Below are 16,298 nucleotides of genomic sequence, written 5' to 3'. Positions count from 1 at the left end.
CCGAGGGGTATCATTCGTGGAGGAATGATGGAGAAGGAGAGCATGATGATCGGCGACGAGAACAGCATCGCACCGGTACTCAATCGGTTGCGCCGCGCCCATGGCCAGCTGGCCGGGGTGATCGCGATGATCGAAGCGGGACGCGACTGCAAAGACGTCGTCACCCAACTCGCGGCAGTGTCACGGGCGCTGGACCGGGCCGGGTTCAAGATCGTCGCCAGCGGGTTGCGCGAATGCCTGGATCGTCAGGACGACGAGACCAACCCGATGACTGTCGACGAATTGGAAAAACTGTTTCTGACCTTGGCCTGACCCGCACGCGCTGGGGAAATGGCCGCCTCGGGCAAAGGATGACGCCAGCCATGCAGAATTCGCTGCGGCCCCGTGAATGGGCCATCGACCGTATCGTCCCGCTACTTGCGGGAATCCTGACCCTGACCGGGACGGCCCTGGCGGCGGCGATCTCACCGTGGTGGCTGGTCCTGACCACTCTGGTGGGGGCCAACCTGCTGCTCTACAGTGCGGTCGGCTGGTGCCCGGCGAGCCTGCTCATGGCCAGGCTCGGCGTGCCGGCCCGCACCACCGTCTGCGCGCGTCAGTGATACCGAACCTGCGCCGATCGAACATCTCGACAAGGAGGTCCTACCCACTATGAGCAACAGCATCGATTTGGGACTGTCCACTGCTCTCACGACCGATTTCGAAGATGCGGTCGAGCGCACACGCCAGGCGCTGGCAGCTCAGGGCTTCGGTGTGCTCACCGAGATCGATATGCGAGCGACCTTGAAGGCCAAACTCGGGCAGGAAATGGAGGACTACCTGATCCTCGGTGCCTGCAACCCACCCTTGGCCCACCGCGCGGTGGAGGTCGACCGGCAGATCGGACTGCTACTGCCCTGCAATGTTGTCGTCCGCCGATCACGCGATTCCGATGACGTCATCGTCGAGGCGATGAACCCGCAGCTGATGGTCCAGGTCACCGCCGATCCTGCATTGAAGCCCGTCGCTGCCGAGGCGGCCACCAAATTGCAGGCCGCCATCGACTCACTGCATCGATAAGCCACGGCGGCGCCCGGTGGGGCCCGCAACCGGGATGCGGTTGCGGGCCTCACCGTGTGCTCGGGCGACGGATAACCGGCGGGTTCGAGGGACGGCCGGGTGACATCGCTCACGGGTCGACTCGGGACCACGGATGACGTGCGCTCGCACCCACCGTGTCGGAAGCCGCGATACCGCAGCGGGGGAGTCGGAGCCCGGTCGGGGCGGTTGATTAGAATCGCCTGATTGTACTGAGCGATCGACCCGAGTTCAGGAGTCGTTGATGTCCTCGTCTCGTCCACCGCTGGCGGGGCTGGCCGCCGCGGCCGGCGCCGATGCCGCGTTGCGGACCGTCTCCGGGATGCTCGGGCGATCGCCGGTGGAGCTGGTGGCACCGGCGGCGGCGCGGTCGTTCGTCGCGGCGACCATGGCCGTCGAGCGGCCGGTGGTGGTGGTGACCGCGACCGGCCGGGAGGCCGATGATCTGACGCTGGAGCTGGGCGAGATGCTGGGGCCGGCGGTCGCGCAGTTCCCGTCCTGGGAGACCCTGCCGCACGAGCGGCTGTCACCGGGCGCGGATACGGTCGGGCGGCGGCTGGAGGTGTTGCGGCGGCTGGCGCAGGATTACGGCATCGCGCAGCGATTCGATGAGGGGCGGGGGTCGCGCGACGGGCGGGTGGATCCGGTGTTCCCGGAACCGTTGCGAGTCGTGGTGACGACGGTGCGGTCGCTGATGCAGCCGATGGCGAGCGGTCTGGGCGATATCGAACCGATCGTCCTGCGGATCGGCGGGGAAGCCGATTTCGACGAATTGGTCGCGCGGCTGGTCGAATTCGCCTACACGCGAGTGGATATGGTCGGTAAGCGCGGCGAGTTCGCCGTGCGCGGTGGCATTCTGGATCTGTTCCCGCCGACCGCGGACCATCCGGTCCGGGTGGAGTTCTGGGGCGACGAGATCGCCGAATTGCGGCCGTTCTCGGTGGCCGATCAGCGTTCGCTCGGCGAGACCTCGGCGCAGATCGTGGTCGCGCCGCCCTGCCGGGAGCTGCTGCTCACCCCGGCGGTGCGGGAGCGGGCCGCGGCGGTGGCGGCGGCGAATCCGGCGGATGCCGCGCTGGTGGAGATGCTGGCGAAGCTGGCCGAGGGTATTCCCGTGGAGGGGATGGAGGCGCTGCTGCCGGTGCTGCAGCCCGGCGAGCTGCGCCTGCTGACCGAGCAGTTGCCGGATCGCACCCACCTGCTGGTGTGCGATCCGGAGAAGGTACGCACCCGGGCGGCGGATCTCATGCGGACCGGTGCGGAGTTCCTGGAGGCGTCGTGGACCGCGGCCTCCTTCGGGGGCGACGCGCCGCTGGGCGCGCACGGGCTGGATCTGGCGGCGTCGGCCTATCGCCCGCTCGCCGATATCCAGGCGAGCGCCGAGGCGCGGGAACTGCCGTGGTGGACCTTGAGCCCGCTGGCATCCGGGGATCCGTCGGAGGTGGAGTTGCCGGTGCAGTCCGGCCCCACCGCGCGGGGGTCCGACGAACTCGTGGCGACCATTTTCGCGTCGCTGCGCGCACATGTGACGACCGGCGGCCGCGCGGTGGTGGTGCTGGCCGGGCACGGTACGGCTCAGCGCACCCTGGAGCGCCTCCGTGAGGCCGAGGTCCCGGCCGCGCAACTGGACGCCGGCGCGGAGCCGACGCCCGGGGTGGTCGGAGTGCTGTGCGGGTCGCTGCACGACGGAGTGATCTTCGGGGACGCGGGCCTGGTGGTCGTCGCGGAATCCGATCTCACGGGTAACCGGGTCACCGCGCCGGGCGACGGGAAGCGACTGCCCGCCAAACGCCGCAACCAGGTGGATCCGCTGGCGTTGAACGCCGGCGACATGGTGGTGCACGACCAGCACGGGATCGGCCGGTTCGTGGAGATGATCGAGCGCACGGTCGGCGGCGCGCGGCGCGAATACCTGGTGATCGAATACGCGCCCGGGAAACGCGGTCAGCCCGGCGACCGGTTGTTCGTGCCGATGGAATCGCTGGACCAGCTGTCCCGGTATGTGGGCGGGGAAATGCCCAGCCTGTCCAAACTGGGTGGCGCGGACTGGGCGAACACCAAGCGCAGGGCGCGTAAGGCGGTCCGGGAGATCGCCGGTGAACTGGTACAGCTCTATGCCGCCCGGCAGGCGGCGCCCGGCCACGCCTTCGGCCCGGACACGCCGTGGCAGCGGGAGATGGAGGACGCGTTCGCGTTCACCGAGACCGTCGATCAGCTCACCGCCATCTCCGATGTGAAGGCGGATATGGAGAAGGCCGTGCCGATGGACCGGGTGGTCTGCGGCGACGTCGGATACGGCAAGACCGAGATCGCGGTGCGCGCCGCGTTCAAGGCCGTGCAGGACGGGAAGCAGGTGGTGGTCCTGGTGCCGACCACCCTGCTGGCCCAGCAGCATCTGCAGACCTTCACCGAACGTCTCGCCGGTTTCCCGGTGACCGTGAAGGGCCTGTCCCGGTTCACCGATCCGGCGGAATCGCGGGAGGTGCTCGCGGGGATGGCCGAGGGGGAGGTCGATATCGTGGTCGGCACCCACCGGCTGTTGCAGACCGGGGTGCGGTGGAAGAACCTCGGCCTGGTGATCGTGGACGAGGAGCAGCGTTTCGGGGTGGAGCACAAGGAGCACATCAAGGCGCTGCGCACCCATGTGGACGTGCTGACCATGTCCGCGACCCCCATCCCGCGCACGCTGGAGATGAGCCTGGCCGGTATCCGGGAGATGTCGACCATCCTGACGCCGCCCGAGGAGCGGCATCCGGTGCTCACCTATGTCGGCGGTTACAACGACAAGCAGGTCACCGCCGCGATCCGGCGTGAGCTGCTGCGTGACGGCCAGGTGTTCTATGTGCACAACCGGGTGTCCTCGATCGACAAGGCGGCCAAGCGGATCCGGGATCTGGTCCCGGAGGCCCGGGTCGTGGTGGCGCACGGGCAGATGAACGAGGATAATCTCGAACGCACCGTGCAGGGTTTCTGGCAGCGCGAATTCGACGTCCTCGTCTGCACGACCATCATCGAAACCGGTCTCGATATCTCGAATGCCAATACGCTGATCGTGGAACGCGCCGATACGCTGGGTCTTTCCCAGCTGCACCAGTTGCGCGGACGGGTCGGGCGTAGCCGCGAGCGCGGCTACGCCTACTTCCTGTACCCGCCGGAGAAACCGCTCACCGAAACCGCCTACGACCGGCTCGCCACCATCGCGCAGAACTCCGATCTCGGCGCGGGAATGGCGGTGGCGATGAAGGACCTCGAGATCCGCGGCGCCGGTAACGTGCTGGGCGCCGAACAGTCCGGCCACGTGGCGGGCGTCGGCTTCGACCTCTATGTGCGGCTCGTCGGTGAGGCGGTGGAGGCCTACCGCGCGGCCGCGGACGGCAAACCGATCACCACCGAGGAGACCAAAGAGGTCCGGATCGATCTCCCGGTGGACGCGCATATCCCGCCCGACTACATCGCCAGCGACCGGCTCCGGCTGGAGGCCTACCGCAAACTCGCCGCCGCCCACGACGATCCGGCGCTGGCTGCGGTGGTCGAGGAACTCACCGACCGCTACGGTCCGCTGCCGGTGGAGGTCGGCCGGCTGGTCTCGGTGGCGAAACTGCGGCTGCTGGCCCGGGAGTACGGGGTCACCGAGATCGCGGTCACCGGCACCACGGTGAAAGTATCGCCGCTGTCGCTGCCCGATTCGAAACAGATGCGGCTCAAACGGATCTATCCGAGCGCGAACTACCGCGCGGCCAGCTCCGTGGTACAGCTGCCGCTGCCGCGGGTGCAGGACAGCGTCGGCGCCGACCGGTTGCGCGATGTGGCGCTGCTGCAGTATCTGGCCGATCTGCTGCTCGCCCTCGACGGCAAGGCCGCCGGCGCGGTGGATCTCACGGTCGCGACCGAGGTGAGTCCGGCGCGATGAGCGACGCGCGTACCGACCGGCCCGAACCGGGTGTGCTCGAATCGGAAACCGCCACGGTGGCCGCCGGATTGGCCGGAGCGGTCGAGGTGATGGACCGGCTGTGGCGGTTCGGCGGCTGGGAGGTCACCCAGACCCACGATTCGCTGCGGCCGTATCTGTTGGAGGAGACCTACGAACTACTCGACGCCATCCAGCACGAGGACGCCGAGACGATCCGGGAGGAACTGGGCGACCTGCTGCTCCAGGTGCTGTTCCATTCGCGGATAGCCGAAGCGGCCGGGGAATTCACCATCGATGACGTGGCCGCCGCCTTGGTCGCCAAACTGGTGAACCGCAGTCCGCACCTGGCCGCCGGGCCCGACGAATACGGCTTCGGTACGGCGGTCACGGTGGAAGAGAAGGTCGCGGTCCAGGAAAAGGCATGGGAGGAAAAGAAGTCCGCGGAGAAGACCCGGCGTTCCTGCCTGGACGGTATCGCTATGGCGCAACCGGCGCTGGCGCTGGCCGAGAAGGTCCGCTCTCGTAGTGCCCGCGCCGGTCTCCCGGAGGAACTGATTCCGGCGGACCTGCGCGTCGTCCACCTGGGCGGTGCGGAGAGCGCCGAAGAACGATTGCGCAAGGCCACCTTGGCTTTCGCCGCCGCGATCCGCCGGGCCGAGGACGGCGCCGAGGCCGCCCGGGGTGCCCGCCGCCCGCTCACCGCTGCGGACTGGATTCAGTACTGGCCGAGCGTGGCCCCGTGAGTCACTGACAGGTGGCGCAGTTATAGCGGCCGGGTGGCCGGCAACCGAAATCAGAGTTGCAGTCCGAGGATCAGACGCACCGAGTCCTCCACACACCGCAGCTCGTTCGGTGCGAGGAGTCCCAGTCTTCGCCGCAAATACGGCTTCGCCACCGTATGAAGATCGGCGCAATTCACATACGACCCGTCGTAGCGGCTCAACCCCGAATCACGTCCGACCGGAACATGGGTGGTTCGGGGACCCGATGTGCCGGTGATCACCGCGACCGTCACAGCAGCCAACGGTTCGGCTATTCGGTTGACTGTCAGGACGACCACGGGGTGAGCCCCCACCGGCTGAGGCAGAGCACAACCCCAGACCTCGCCTCGCAAAGGCGTGCCGGCACTCACCACCGCATGTCATCCGCGGCCGCGAGCTCGGAATCACTCGGTTCGACGACACCGGCGGGGAGTGGCGCGGGTTGCTCTTGATAGAAAGCTCGGATCTCCTCGGCCGCACCCACCTCCGCAGCCTCTTTCGCCAAGAGCTTCAGTCCTTCGCGCAGGGCATCCGAGGTCGAGGCGAGCTCCAGAGTCTGCATGACCTGCTCGAGAGCTCGCATTTCGTCGTCACGCAACCGGACCTGTGCCAAACGACTGCGGCCGAAAGCGGTCGCCTCCCGCGCTGCGGTCGGTTCGGCCTTCTTCGCCGCCCGCTTCCGCGAGGGCTTCGCACCACCCTCCCCTGCGGTCCGCCGGCGGCCTCGTGCCATACCTCACAAGCCGAGCGGGGAAGGCGTGGACGGCCCGGGAGCGCGGGTCACTTGCCGGGCCGGCGGTGGCGATCGGCGCGGAGGACGCTCCACGATGTCAGACGTTGACGCCGTAATCGCGCGCGATCCCCGCCAGACCCGAGGCGTAGCCCTGGCCGATCGCCCGGAACTTCCATTCGCCCTGCCGCCGATAGAGTTCGCCGAACACCATGGCGGTTTCGGAGGAGGCGTCCTCGGAGAGGTCGTAGCGGGCGAGTTCGGCGCCGGTGAACAGATCGACGACCCGGATATAGGCGTTGCGGATCTGGCCGAAGGACTGGCCGCGCTGATCGGCATCGTGGATGGAGACCGGGAAGAAGATATTGGTGATGGTCTCCGGCGTATTGGCCAGGTCCACATTGATCACCTCGTCGTCCCCGTCACCTTCGCCGGTGAGATTGTCACCGGTGTGCTCGATGGTGCCCTCCGGGGACCGGAGGTTGTTGTAGAAGACGAAATGCTGGTCGGAGAGAACCTTCAGATTCGGTCCGGTGGCCAGGGCGCTGGCATCCAGGTCGTAGTCGGCGCCCATAGTGGTCCGCACGTCCCAGCCGAGTCCGACGGCGATCTTGGTCAGGTTGGGGGCCTGTTTGGACAGCGAGACATTGCCGCCTTTGGCCAGATTGACGCTCATGTTCTCCTTCCCGAGGCGCTGCGGCGCCTGATTGTTGCGGCGCCGAGGCGCCCAGAGTTCACGACACCGCGCGCACCGATGGGGCGGCCGGCGGGCGCCCGCCGGTGAGCGCCGGACCCGAGAGTTGTTGTGGCTCCGGAGTCACTCGGTGATCGGCAGCGGGAACGCCCGCCGGGCGACGTGCCGAAGATGTCCGACGGCGGCGCGCCGGGTGAACTCAGATCTTCTCTTCGTTCTCCGCCCAGGACTTCAGTGTCGCCACCCGGTGTTCCAGGGCGCGCAGTTCGCTGTCGTCGAGTACCGTGCGCTGGATGCCCTGCGCGACGGCGAAAGCCGACTGCCGGTGATCGTCGATCACATCCACATCGAGGCGTACCGCCACATAGTCGTCGGCGCCGGGCATCTCCTCGGCGATGACCTTGGCCGCGCCCCGGGCGCACAGCGCCACATTCCCGCCGCCCAGGATGAGCAGCGCCACCTGCGGCCGCTCTCGCAGCCGGGCCAGCGAGCCACGATCGAATTTGAGACTCAGCAGGATTCGCCGGTCGCCGGCGCGGACCGGCCATGACACCGGAATGGCGTGCGGCGCGGGATCGGTGGTGACCAGAACCGCGATCGTCTCCTGCGGCCACTCCGGCAGCGCTTCCAGCTCGGGATGGTCGGTTGCGGGATTCTCCGCAGTACTGATTCCGGCTGCCATATCGTCCCCTCCTGGATCGACGTGGTGCGGCGGGGGTGTGCCGTACCACGCACCAGTCTAGAGGTCGGCGCGGACAGGCGCGGAGGAAGTACCGGCCCCCGACCTGCGATGAAACACCCCGGGGCCGACCGGAAACCGGGCGGCGCGGCCAAGGCGACCCTGAGAACGGGAGGTGGAGAGGGCCCTTCGGGGACCCGGTGGCCGGCAGCCGGAGGTCGTCGGCGGCCCACCGGTTTCCGGGTTCGGCGAGTCAGGCGGGGGTGAGGGCCGCGGACGTCAAAGGGAGGGTACGGACCCATTCGCGGCCCAGTACGGCGGCTTTGATCTCGGTGGAGGCGTCGTGGCGGGCGTGCTCGCCGACCTGCGCCCCGCCGCACCCGGTGAGTTTCTCGGCGGCGATCTCCCCACCCCGGTTGAAGGTGTGGTCGTAGACGGAATCGCCGAGCCCGAACACCGCGAAACGCAGCCCGGTCAAATCGGGGCGATGCGCTTCGAGGGCCTCGAAGAACGGTTCGGCTCCGGTGGGCAGATCGCCCTCGCCATAGGTGGAACACACGATGATGTGGAAGGTCTCCGGGTCGAGACCGGTGATATCGAACTCGCTCATATCGAAAACGGCGACCTCGTGTTCGGTCAGTTCCTCGGCGATACCCTCGGCCACCGTCTCCGCTGTGCCCATCTCCGAACCGAACAGGACGACGATACGCACCGCATTGCTCCTTCCGCTCGAGGTTTTGGAAAGGCAACCCTAACTTACCGCTGCGCGCTGTCGGGGAGCCAGGAGGGCGTCGTGCTCGTCGAGCAGGCCGAAGTATTTGCGCAACATGAGTGCGGCGGTAGCGGCCAGGCCCGCGGTCAGTCCCCACCAGACCCCGGCCGCGCCCAGCCCGGCCGGGTAGGCCAGCAACAGTGCCGTCGGCAGTCCGACGATCCAGTAGCCGACCACCGACAGGCGGAAGCCCGCGTTGGTGGCCTGTAGACCGCGCAGCAGCCCGGTGCCGATGTTCTGGGCCGCGTCGAAGAACTGCAGCACGATGCCGATGAGCAGCAGCGATCGGGCCAATTCCACGGTCGCGGAGTCGGCGGGATCGAGGAACGGGCGCAGTACCAGGTCGGGGACGAATACATAGGCCAGGCCGGTGACCAGGGTGACCACCCCGGCGAACCGCAGCGCCAGCCGGGCCAGGCCCCGGGCGTCCGCGGTTTCGTCCCTGGCGACACCGTGGCTGACCAGCACCGACGCGCCGTGAGAGATACCGACGGCGATCTGGAACACGATGTAGATCACCTGGTACACCACATTGTGGGCGGCCAGCGCCGCGGGACCGAGCGCCCCCATGACCAGCGCGAGTACCGAGAACATCCCGGCTTCCGAACCGTAGGTGAGGGCGATGGGCGTGCCCAGCCGCAGTTCACCGCGCACCGTCGCCATCCGCACCGGCCACGGCCGGATCGGCAGGGTGGGGCCGAGTTCGGGATCGCGGCGCACCATCGTCCAGAACACGACGAACATGAGCAGGAAAACCAGCGAGGTCGCCACCCCGACACCGGTGAGTCCGAGCGCGGGCATACCGGCCCAGCCGTGGATCAGCGCCAAGGCCAGAACGAGATTGACCGCGATGGAACCGAGGGTCACCGCCAGCAGGGCCTGCGGGCGCCGCATCCCGACGGTGTACTGACGCAGCACCTGGAACCACAGGCAGGGCAGCAGGCCGGGGGCCAACGCGACCATCAGGGGCCGGGCCTCGGCCAGCACGCCGGCATCCTGGCCGAGCCATTGCAGCGACCACCCCAGCCCGATGAGTATCGCGCCGCCGAGCAGACCGGCGGCGGTGGCGATCAGGAAACTGGACCGCACCACCTCGCGGACCTCGGGGCCGGGATCGTCGCCGCGTTTCCCGGCGGCCCCCACCACGGCGGCGATCTGATTGCCGCTCCCGGTGATCAACCCGACGCACATGGTGCGGATCTGGTTGAACAGCACCAGCGCCAGGCCACCAGCGGCGACCGCGCGCACACCGAGGCTGCCCATCAGGGCGATATTGGTGGTCGATACGGCGACCTGTGCCAATTGGGTGAGCGCGATAGGAGCGGCGAGGGCGGCGAGGGCGGCCGGACCGGCCGTGCGCCGGTTGTCGGGACGGATTCGCGAGAGGGGTGTGCTGATCACCGGGCCCGCACCATAGTGTCCGATTCCTCCGTATGTTCATGTTCGTCCGGTCGGCCGACTCGGACGGCGTGGGTATTCCCGGTCACGGCGTCGTTCAAAACGGCCGCCCCCACCCGATGATTGCCCCGGTTCGTGGGAGCGTAGCGCGTCAGCATGGCATGTACTTCGCGTTCGGTCTCGGTATCGAGCAGTTCGCGGGCGGCCATCCAGTCGTCGTCGAAGACGGTGTCGAGATATTTCTCGCCGCCGTCGCAGACAATGGTGACCACGGTGGACCCGGCCGGGAACTCCTCGAGCCGGGTCAGCGCGGCATGGACCGAACCGCCCGCGGAACCGCCGAGCATCAGGCCCAGCCGCCGCGATATCGCGCGGCAGGTGGCGAACGCGGCCCGGTCGGTCACCTTCACGCCTTCATCGAGCAGGTCGTAGTCCACGGCCGTACCGATGGTGGCCCCGGGCGGGGTACCGGTGCCCGACTGCCAGTACGGCCCACCAGGCCCGCCGAACGCGATCGAACCGACCGGTTCCACACCGATCACCCGCGGGACACAGCCCAGCTGGCGCAGCCGCGTCGCGGTACCGAAGAGGGAACCACCGGTGCCGACCGCGGACAGCAGGATATCGACCCGCTCCACCTCGGCCAGTAACTCCTCGGCCACCGCGTAATAGCCCACCGCGTTGGCATCGTTGTTGTGCTGTTCGGTGAAGAACGCGTCGGGCTGCGCGGCCGCCAGCGCGGCCGCGTGATCCTCACGCGCCGAGGTCGCCAGATTGTCGTCGCCGTCGTCGGCGACGAAAACCAGCTCCGCGCCCATTGCCCGCATCGCCCGTAATTTGTCCTTACTCGCGTGATGGTCGACCACCGCGGTGAAACGATAGCCGCGTTCGGCCGCGACCACCGCGAGACCGAGACCGGTATTTCCGGATGTGGATTCGATGATATGTCCGCCCTCGCGCAGCAGACCCCGACGCTCCGCGTCGAGAACCATTTCCCGCGCCATCCGGATCTTTGCCGCGCCGGTCGGATTGAACTGTTCCAGCTTGAGGAGTAATCGAGTGCCGGACCCGGTGGTGGCCAATTCGAAGAGCGGGGTGCGGCCGATCAGGTCCGTGACATGGGTGACGAGGGGCATGGCGGATCTCCTGGGCGTCGATAACGGGCAATGCGAAGAGACCGGGGACCGATGGTCTCAGGAACGGGATTGATCGAGGGCCCAGCGATACCGGCCGCCCGGCGCTTCGGAAAGCACCACCTTCGGCGGAAGGGGCAGTTCGTGAAAGGGCGATTCGTTGGAATCCATCTGATATCCGGCCGTATTCGGGTAGATCAGCAGATCGCCGGCCGCGGCCGCGCGGGGCAACGGAATCCGGCGCCAGCTCAGCATGTCCGATTCGAGACAGGTCGCGGCGCCGACGACCGTGGCGGTCGGGGTCCCGGGGCCCTCCGGCCACAGGACCGGGTCGGGCAGGTATTCGCTGTCGAACCATTGTTCGGAGAGGCTCAGACTCGAACCGTCCACCGTCAGGATCCGGTAGGGCTGTCCGTGTTCGTGGCGGGTCTTGCCACCCTGTACCCGGAATACCGTGCTGCCCGCCCGGTCCAGCAGGGCGCGGCCCGGTTCGACCGCCAGGGTCGTCTCCGTGCGCCGCAAGCGGCCGGCGAGCCCGTGGCGTCCGAGAATCGCGGAGAGCATGGCGGGGCCGGGTTCGGGGAAGGAATACGGATAGTACGACTCGAACGCTTTTCCGGAATGGAACCAGCGGCGGGTCACCTGTTCCCGGAACTCCGCCCACTCGGCGGCAGGCACGTAATCGACACCGAACCCGCCGCCGATGGAAATGGTGGTGGCCGGATGGCCCAGCGCCCGTGCGGCGCGGCACCGGTCGAGCAATTGCCCGGCCATTTCGGCGCGGGGGGCCGGGTCGTAACCGGAGAGATGGAAACTGAACCCCTGCAGGGAGATCGACGGGTGATCCGCCGACTCGGAAACGGCGTGATCCAGTTCCTCGGCCGACATGCCGAACCGGCTGGCCGATGCCGGGGGCAGCGCCCGGAGCAATACCCGGACCGGGATATCGAAGACCGTCAGGCGTTTCAACTCGCTGATACTGTCCACGGCGATCAGGCATCCGTGCCGGGCGGCCAGCCAGTGCAGATCGTCGCTTTTCTCCGGCCCGGTGACCAGTAGATCGGCGCCGCGGATGCCCTGTCCGAGTGCGGCGGTGAGTTCGCCGGTGCTCGATACATCGATACCGGCCCCGGCGGTGGCGCAGGCCCGCGCCACACAGGCCGCCTTATTGGCCTTCTTGCCGTAGTACACCGCGCCGGTAACCCCGGTCTCGGTGAAAACCCGCTGAAAGCCGCGGATATTGTCGACCACCCGGGCGGGATACATCAGGTGGAAGGGGCCACCGACCGCGAAGGCGATATCGCCCAGGAGTTGCGGATCGGCCAGGATCCGCTGCTCCCACCGATCGCGATGGGCGGGGACCGGCGCCGCGACGGTCCCCCCGTAGTGGTCCGACGATCCGGATCCGGCGCCGGTGGGGGCATCGGCTCCGGTCAATCCCATAGCGAGACCTCCGTGCCGCGGCCCTCGGCGATGGCCCGTTCGGCCAGAGCGTGGGCCACCGCGATATCGGTGAGTACCAGACCGCTGTTGTAGACGAAGATCTTCTGGTCCGCGCGCTGCCGGGCGACGGCGCGCCGGCTCAGTATCTGCGGCAGTTCCGCGTCCACCCGGCGTAGTTCGCCGTTGTCGTCGGCCATATCGGTGCCGGTCAGTGCCATCTGCTCGGCGCTGGTGGCGATCACCCGGTCGGCGCCGTGCAGTGTGGAAGGGGCCAGTCCGTAACCCACCAGCACCACCACCGAACCCGGTTTGAGGTGTTCGGATTCGATGGCCACCTCGGTGCCCGGTCCGGCCGTCGCCAGCACCACATCCGCGGTCCGCGCCGCGGCGTAGGGGTCGTCGACGGTCTCCAGCAGTGCGTGCGGGGCGTAGTCGGAGAGTTGCCGGTGCACCGCCTCGAGTCCCTCGGGGTGGGTGCCGTAGAGCATCAGTTTGCGCAACTGCGGGTTGGCGGCCAGCAGATGCGGTAGCGCGTTGCGGCCCTGGGTGCCGGTCCCGATCAGCAGCACGGTATCGGCGTCACGGTGTACCGTCTCGCGCACCAGCAGCGCCGATACCGCCGGGGTGCGCAGCGCGCCCACCCGCGCGCAGTCCATCATGGCGATGGGCGCGCCCGTGGTGTCGTCATACAGCGTGATCGTGGTGTAGTAGCGCTTGGTGGTGCGGTCGTGGCCGGGATCGAACTTGTAGGACGTCTTCATGGCGACCACCCGGCGCCGTCCGTCCCGTCCCAGCATCGCGTAGGCGACCGACCAGCCGTCCGGATTGGCCACGCTGAGCTTGCGTGGATTATCGGAATCCCCTGCGGCCAGTGCGATATACGCCTCTTCCACCGCGCGGACCACCTCGGCCGGGGCCACCGGCACATCGGCGAGATCGCCGCGGCTCAGGACACGCAGGGGGGTCGGCCGGTCACGTGTGCTCAACGGATCCTCGATCATCTACTGCACCGTTCCGCTCTGCCCGCGCCCGTTGCGCCGGTAGCGGCGCGAAGGGCGCGATGATTCGCTGACCGTATCCATTCTCCCCGGATTCGGCTGCGCGGCGAGGGCGTTCGGGTAGCCGGATGTTCACTCGTTTGAGCCAGCGGTCGGTGCCGTCGTAGCGCGCGGTGAACGGAACCCGGCCGTGAACTGCGACATCGTTATCGACCAGGAGCAGCTCACCGGGTTCGAGACAGGCCAGAACGCATACTCGTTCGAGTTCGTTTTCCAGCCGCTGGTAAGCCGCGCGGTAGTGCGGGCCGGCGTCGTCGAGCGGGGTGTAGGCGGGGTCGAATCGCATCGTGAGGGCCTCGGGCCTGCCTTCGTGCCCGGGCTCGCACCAGAGTGTGGGCACCGGTACCGCGGTTTCGCGGTCGAAGTCGGAGCCATAGGAGACGTCCGGCAGGATCGGCAGGGTGGGGGTGCGCAGCACATCCTGTTCCGCTGCCGTGAGGCCGACTCTGCGCACCGACGAGACGGTGGTGCCGACGCGGTCCGGGTTGCGCAGGCAGCCCAGCAACAGCAGATTCGCGCGCAGCGGATGGAAGGCGTCCTCGGTGTGCGGGCTGAGCAGGATGGTGCTGCTGGCCCCGGATTGCTCGAGCTCGTGTCCGGCCGCGGGCACGATGTTGTTGACCAGGCGGCCGTCCTGCTGACCGGCCCAGCCGAACGGTTCCCCGGCCGCCGCGGCCAGCAGCAGCATGGCGATATCCAGCTCGAACGAGCAGCCGGGGCGGTCGGGTTCGGCGGTCCACGCGGTCGCGCTCTGCCAATCCGGTGGGGTGGGACCGATTTCGTCGTCGCGCAGCGGCAGTCGGCGCAGCACGCACGCGCCGGCCGCGGTGGCGGGCGGGCACATGGCGGTGTGGACTTCCGCGGGGAGTTCGCCGGCGCGGGCCGCGATCAGCTCGATCAGCGCGGGGTCGGCGAGAGTGCGCGGGGTAGTAGTCGGCGTGCGAGGCAGTGTGAAGGCGATCTCAGCGGCCAAGCCACGTACCGCCCGTCCGGCTGTCTCGGATAACTCACGGTGCTCGATATCTTCGATGCTAGGAGGGTGAAGCGTCTTACGTTGGGAGAGAACGCTTTTCACCAAAATTTCCCTTCTCGGAAGCGTTGTTCGGAGTACCGGCGGTGATGAGTCGATGCGAAGTTAGTGCTTCCACGCACTCATGGCAAGGGTAGCCTAACTATGGCGTGCGATAGCGTTTGCGCATTACACGCTCGAGGTGCTGGTGGACGGGTATGCGGGCGCCGATCGCTCGCGTCACGATGAGACGCAGAACACGCTAAGGCTAGCCTGCCCTTGCGGCAAAATCGGCGTGCCGCGCCGTGCGGCGAGAAAGTCCGTGCCGCAACGAATTCGGCCGGTCACCGACCGGCCGGCCGGGGTCAGAGGCTGTTGGCGAGCAGGGCGTACTGGGCCGCGGTCTTCTGCTCGATCTCGTTCTCGCTGTCGCTGGATACCACGCCCACATACCGCTTGTACGGCACGAAGCAGCGGAACCGGTACTGGTGCTGTGGATCGCCGGAGCTGTTGAGCTGCAGGCATTTCGCGCCCGGAACATCGGCCGGGGCGGGACGGGGATCGTAGGCCGCACCCGTCGACTCGACGAAACCGTCCACCAGGATCGGCGCACCCGCTGGATCGCGGACCCGCGCCACCGAACTGCCGTCCGCGTAGGCGGTGGCCTCGAATCCGGACTCGTCGAGCAGCCGGGCGCGGGCGGGCTGATCATCGGCCGAGTTGATCAGGTAGTTGCGGCCATAGACGGCGAACTTGTCGGGATCGGGAACCTGACCCGAACGGTCCGCGACCACCACGCGGGAGAGCAGGTTCTCCGGATCCACCGGGAGATCGGCGATATCGGCGATGGGGGTGGGACGGAACCGGCCGAGCTGGGCGAGCTGCGCGGTCAAGGTCTTGTCCACCCAGGACACCAGATCCTTGCTATCGGCTTTCGGCCGCTGCACGAACAGCGAGATCACGAACTCGTCGTGGGCCAGGAAGGCGCCGATATTGGCGATACCAGGCCGCCAGTGCACCAGCGCGTCGGGATGCTTCTCCGACTTCAGCCGCCGGTTGTCCGGCGAGACCCCGATATCGGCGTCCTCCAATTCCTTTGCCGCTTTCGCCGCCGCCGCGGTATCGGGAAAACGCAGCGCCACCACGGTGATCGCCGTGGCATCGGGATCCGGGCGGGTCCGGCCCTCCGGATCGTCACGATCGGCCCCGCTGGCCGCGTACCCGACCACCATCCGGCGATTCTTCAGCACCGGCTCGGACACATTGGCCAGGAAATTGATCGCGGTCGCGGTATCGGGCAGCACCTTCGAACCGCGGCCGTATTTCAGGGAAGGATCGACCTGGCTGCTGGTCACGACCGCCTCCGACATGCGGATGCCCTCCAGGACGGGCCCGCTGCCGCCCGCGTCGGCGGGGTAGCCGAACCTGTCGACCGGGAAGTCGCCGACCGCCAGCGTGCGCACGTCGATCTCGCCCGGGACCGGTGTCCCCGCCAGGGAACCGCATCCGGACAGTGCGGCCGCCACCAGAGCGACGACCGCGGTGACGGTGCTGGCACGCGATATCCGAACCATGGGCTGGCCCCTCGTTCCGATCGAAACTGCGGTGTCGAAGTTACCCGACGGACGGCGGTC

At 68.0% G+C, this 16,298-nt stretch carries 16 protein-coding genes; 5 read left to right on the top strand and 11 right to left on the bottom strand.

Annotation, left to right across the window (positions count from 1 at the left end):
* Nucleotides 1-45 precede the first annotated feature (45 nt).
* From ACQPYS_RS25405 to ACQPYS_RS25385, 5 genes are all read left to right on the top strand, one after another.
* The gene (locus tag ACQPYS_RS25405) at nt 46-312 is read left to right on the top strand and encodes a metal-sensitive transcriptional regulator (protein WP_063037516.1); all 267 of its coding nucleotides are present in this window, start codon (nt 46-48) and stop codon (nt 310-312) included.
* 50 nt (nt 313-362) lie between these two features.
* A complete protein-coding gene (locus ACQPYS_RS25400) occupies nt 363-602 on the top strand; it encodes a YgaP family membrane protein (RefSeq protein WP_431940121.1) in 240 nt (79 codons plus the stop codon).
* Between the two features lie 61 nt (nt 603-663).
* Nucleotides 664-1,059 carry a DUF302 domain-containing protein gene (locus ACQPYS_RS25395; protein WP_063037518.1) on the top strand — a complete coding sequence of 132 codons (396 nt, stop codon included), beginning with the start codon at nt 664-666 and terminating at the stop codon, nt 1,057-1,059.
* 262 nt (nt 1,060-1,321) lie between these two features.
* Nucleotides 1,322-4,987 (top strand): transcription-repair coupling factor, encoded by a 3,666-nt coding sequence (mfd, locus tag ACQPYS_RS25390; protein WP_433491020.1) that lies wholly within the window; start codon nt 1,322-1,324, stop codon nt 4,985-4,987.
* The gene (locus ACQPYS_RS25385; protein ID WP_433491019.1) at nt 4,984-5,730 is read left to right on the top strand and encodes a MazG family protein; all 747 of its coding nucleotides are present in this window, start codon (nt 4,984-4,986) and stop codon (nt 5,728-5,730) included. The genes mfd and ACQPYS_RS25385 overlap by 4 nt, the downstream gene beginning before the upstream one ends.
* Before the next feature lie 50 nt (nt 5,731-5,780).
* Here ACQPYS_RS25385 and ACQPYS_RS25380 read toward each other — a convergent pair whose 3' ends face one another.
* From ACQPYS_RS25380 to ACQPYS_RS25330, 11 genes are all read right to left on the bottom strand, one after another.
* Complete coding sequence (locus ACQPYS_RS25380; protein ID WP_433491018.1) at nt 5,781-6,119, bottom strand: type II toxin-antitoxin system PemK/MazF family toxin; 339 nt, start codon at nt 6,117-6,119, stop codon at nt 5,781-5,783.
* Nucleotides 6,116-6,481 carry a hypothetical protein gene (locus ACQPYS_RS25375; protein WP_433491017.1) on the bottom strand — a complete coding sequence of 122 codons (366 nt, stop codon included), beginning with the start codon at nt 6,479-6,481 and terminating at the stop codon, nt 6,116-6,118. The genes ACQPYS_RS25380 and ACQPYS_RS25375 overlap by 4 nt, the downstream gene beginning before the upstream one ends.
* Before the next feature lie 97 nt (nt 6,482-6,578).
* Complete coding sequence (locus ACQPYS_RS25370; RefSeq protein ID WP_433491016.1) at nt 6,579-7,154, bottom strand: TerD family protein; 576 nt, start codon at nt 7,152-7,154, stop codon at nt 6,579-6,581.
* Between the two features lie 217 nt (nt 7,155-7,371).
* Nucleotides 7,372-7,854, bottom strand: coding sequence for a pyridoxamine 5'-phosphate oxidase family protein (locus tag ACQPYS_RS25365; RefSeq protein WP_433491015.1), 483 nt, complete (start codon nt 7,852-7,854; stop codon nt 7,372-7,374).
* Nucleotides 7,855-8,104: 250 nt separating this feature from the next.
* Complete coding sequence (locus tag ACQPYS_RS25360) at nt 8,105-8,563, bottom strand: flavodoxin domain-containing protein (RefSeq protein WP_433491014.1); 459 nt, start codon at nt 8,561-8,563, stop codon at nt 8,105-8,107.
* A gap of 39 nt (nt 8,564-8,602) precedes the next feature.
* On the bottom strand, nt 8,603-10,021 hold the full coding sequence (locus tag ACQPYS_RS25355) for an MATE family efflux transporter (RefSeq protein ID WP_433493128.1): 1,419 nt from the start codon (nt 10,019-10,021) through the stop codon (nt 8,603-8,605).
* Nucleotides 10,021-11,157 carry a PLP-dependent cysteine synthase family protein gene (locus ACQPYS_RS25350; protein WP_433491013.1) on the bottom strand — a complete coding sequence of 379 codons (1,137 nt, stop codon included), beginning with the start codon at nt 11,155-11,157 and terminating at the stop codon, nt 10,021-10,023. Before ACQPYS_RS25350 ends, ACQPYS_RS25355 begins: the two co-directional genes overlap by 1 nt.
* Before the next feature lie 57 nt (nt 11,158-11,214).
* Nucleotides 11,215-12,597 carry an alanine racemase gene (locus ACQPYS_RS25345; protein WP_433491012.1) on the bottom strand — a complete coding sequence of 461 codons (1,383 nt, stop codon included), beginning with the start codon at nt 12,595-12,597 and terminating at the stop codon, nt 11,215-11,217.
* Nucleotides 12,588-13,598 (bottom strand): ornithine cyclodeaminase, encoded by a 1,011-nt coding sequence (locus tag ACQPYS_RS25340; protein ID WP_063037124.1) that lies wholly within the window; start codon nt 13,596-13,598, stop codon nt 12,588-12,590. The genes ACQPYS_RS25345 and ACQPYS_RS25340 overlap by 10 nt, the downstream gene beginning before the upstream one ends.
* Nucleotides 13,570-14,628 (bottom strand): TauD/TfdA family dioxygenase, encoded by a 1,059-nt coding sequence (locus tag ACQPYS_RS25335; RefSeq protein ID WP_433491011.1) that lies wholly within the window; start codon nt 14,626-14,628, stop codon nt 13,570-13,572. The genes ACQPYS_RS25340 and ACQPYS_RS25335 overlap by 29 nt, the downstream gene beginning before the upstream one ends.
* A gap of 401 nt (nt 14,629-15,029) precedes the next feature.
* Nucleotides 15,030-16,238: a DUF7373 family lipoprotein gene (locus ACQPYS_RS25330; protein ID WP_433491010.1), complete on the bottom strand. Its 1,209-nt coding sequence runs from the start codon at nt 16,236-16,238 to the stop codon at nt 15,030-15,032.
* Nucleotides 16,239-16,298: the final 60 nt, after the last annotated feature.

It is taken from the genome of Nocardia grenadensis (assembly GCF_050942415.1).
In the GTDB taxonomy this organism is placed as follows: domain Bacteria; phylum Actinomycetota; class Actinomycetes; order Mycobacteriales; family Mycobacteriaceae; genus Nocardia; species Nocardia grenadensis.
Note: the sequence above shows the minus strand (reverse complement) of the source record. Positions and strands in the feature narration are given on the sequence as shown.

What these genes read in the sequence shown, in the direction of transcription:
- ACQPYS_RS25345 (WP_433491012.1), bottom strand. Translation starts at nt 12,597, where the DNA reads ATGGGATTGACCGGAGCCGATGCCCCCACCGGCGCCGGATCCGGATCG.
- mfd (WP_433491020.1), top strand. Translation starts at nt 1,322, where the DNA reads ATGTCCTCGTCTCGTCCACCGCTGGCGGGGCTGGCCGCCGCGGCCGGC.
- ACQPYS_RS25375 (WP_433491017.1), bottom strand. Translation starts at nt 6,481, where the DNA reads ATGGCACGAGGCCGCCGGCGGACCGCAGGGGAGGGTGGTGCGAAGCCC.
- ACQPYS_RS25365 (WP_433491015.1), bottom strand. Translation starts at nt 7,854, where the DNA reads ATGGCAGCCGGAATCAGTACTGCGGAGAATCCCGCAACCGACCATCCC.
- ACQPYS_RS25330 (WP_433491010.1), bottom strand. Translation starts at nt 16,238, where the DNA reads ATGGTTCGGATATCGCGTGCCAGCACCGTCACCGCGGTCGTCGCTCTG.
- ACQPYS_RS25370 (WP_433491016.1), bottom strand. Translation starts at nt 7,154, where the DNA reads ATGAGCGTCAATCTGGCCAAAGGCGGCAATGTCTCGCTGTCCAAACAG.
- ACQPYS_RS25340 (WP_063037124.1), bottom strand. Translation starts at nt 13,598, where the DNA reads ATGATCGAGGATCCGTTGAGCACACGTGACCGGCCGACCCCCCTGCGT.
- ACQPYS_RS25400 (WP_431940121.1), top strand. Translation starts at nt 363, where the DNA reads ATGCAGAATTCGCTGCGGCCCCGTGAATGGGCCATCGACCGTATCGTC.
- ACQPYS_RS25350 (WP_433491013.1), bottom strand. Translation starts at nt 11,157, where the DNA reads ATGCCCCTCGTCACCCATGTCACGGACCTGATCGGCCGCACCCCGCTC.
- ACQPYS_RS25385 (WP_433491019.1), top strand. Translation starts at nt 4,984, where the DNA reads ATGAGCGACGCGCGTACCGACCGGCCCGAACCGGGTGTGCTCGAATCG.
- ACQPYS_RS25405 (WP_063037516.1), top strand. Translation starts at nt 46, where the DNA reads ATGATCGGCGACGAGAACAGCATCGCACCGGTACTCAATCGGTTGCGC.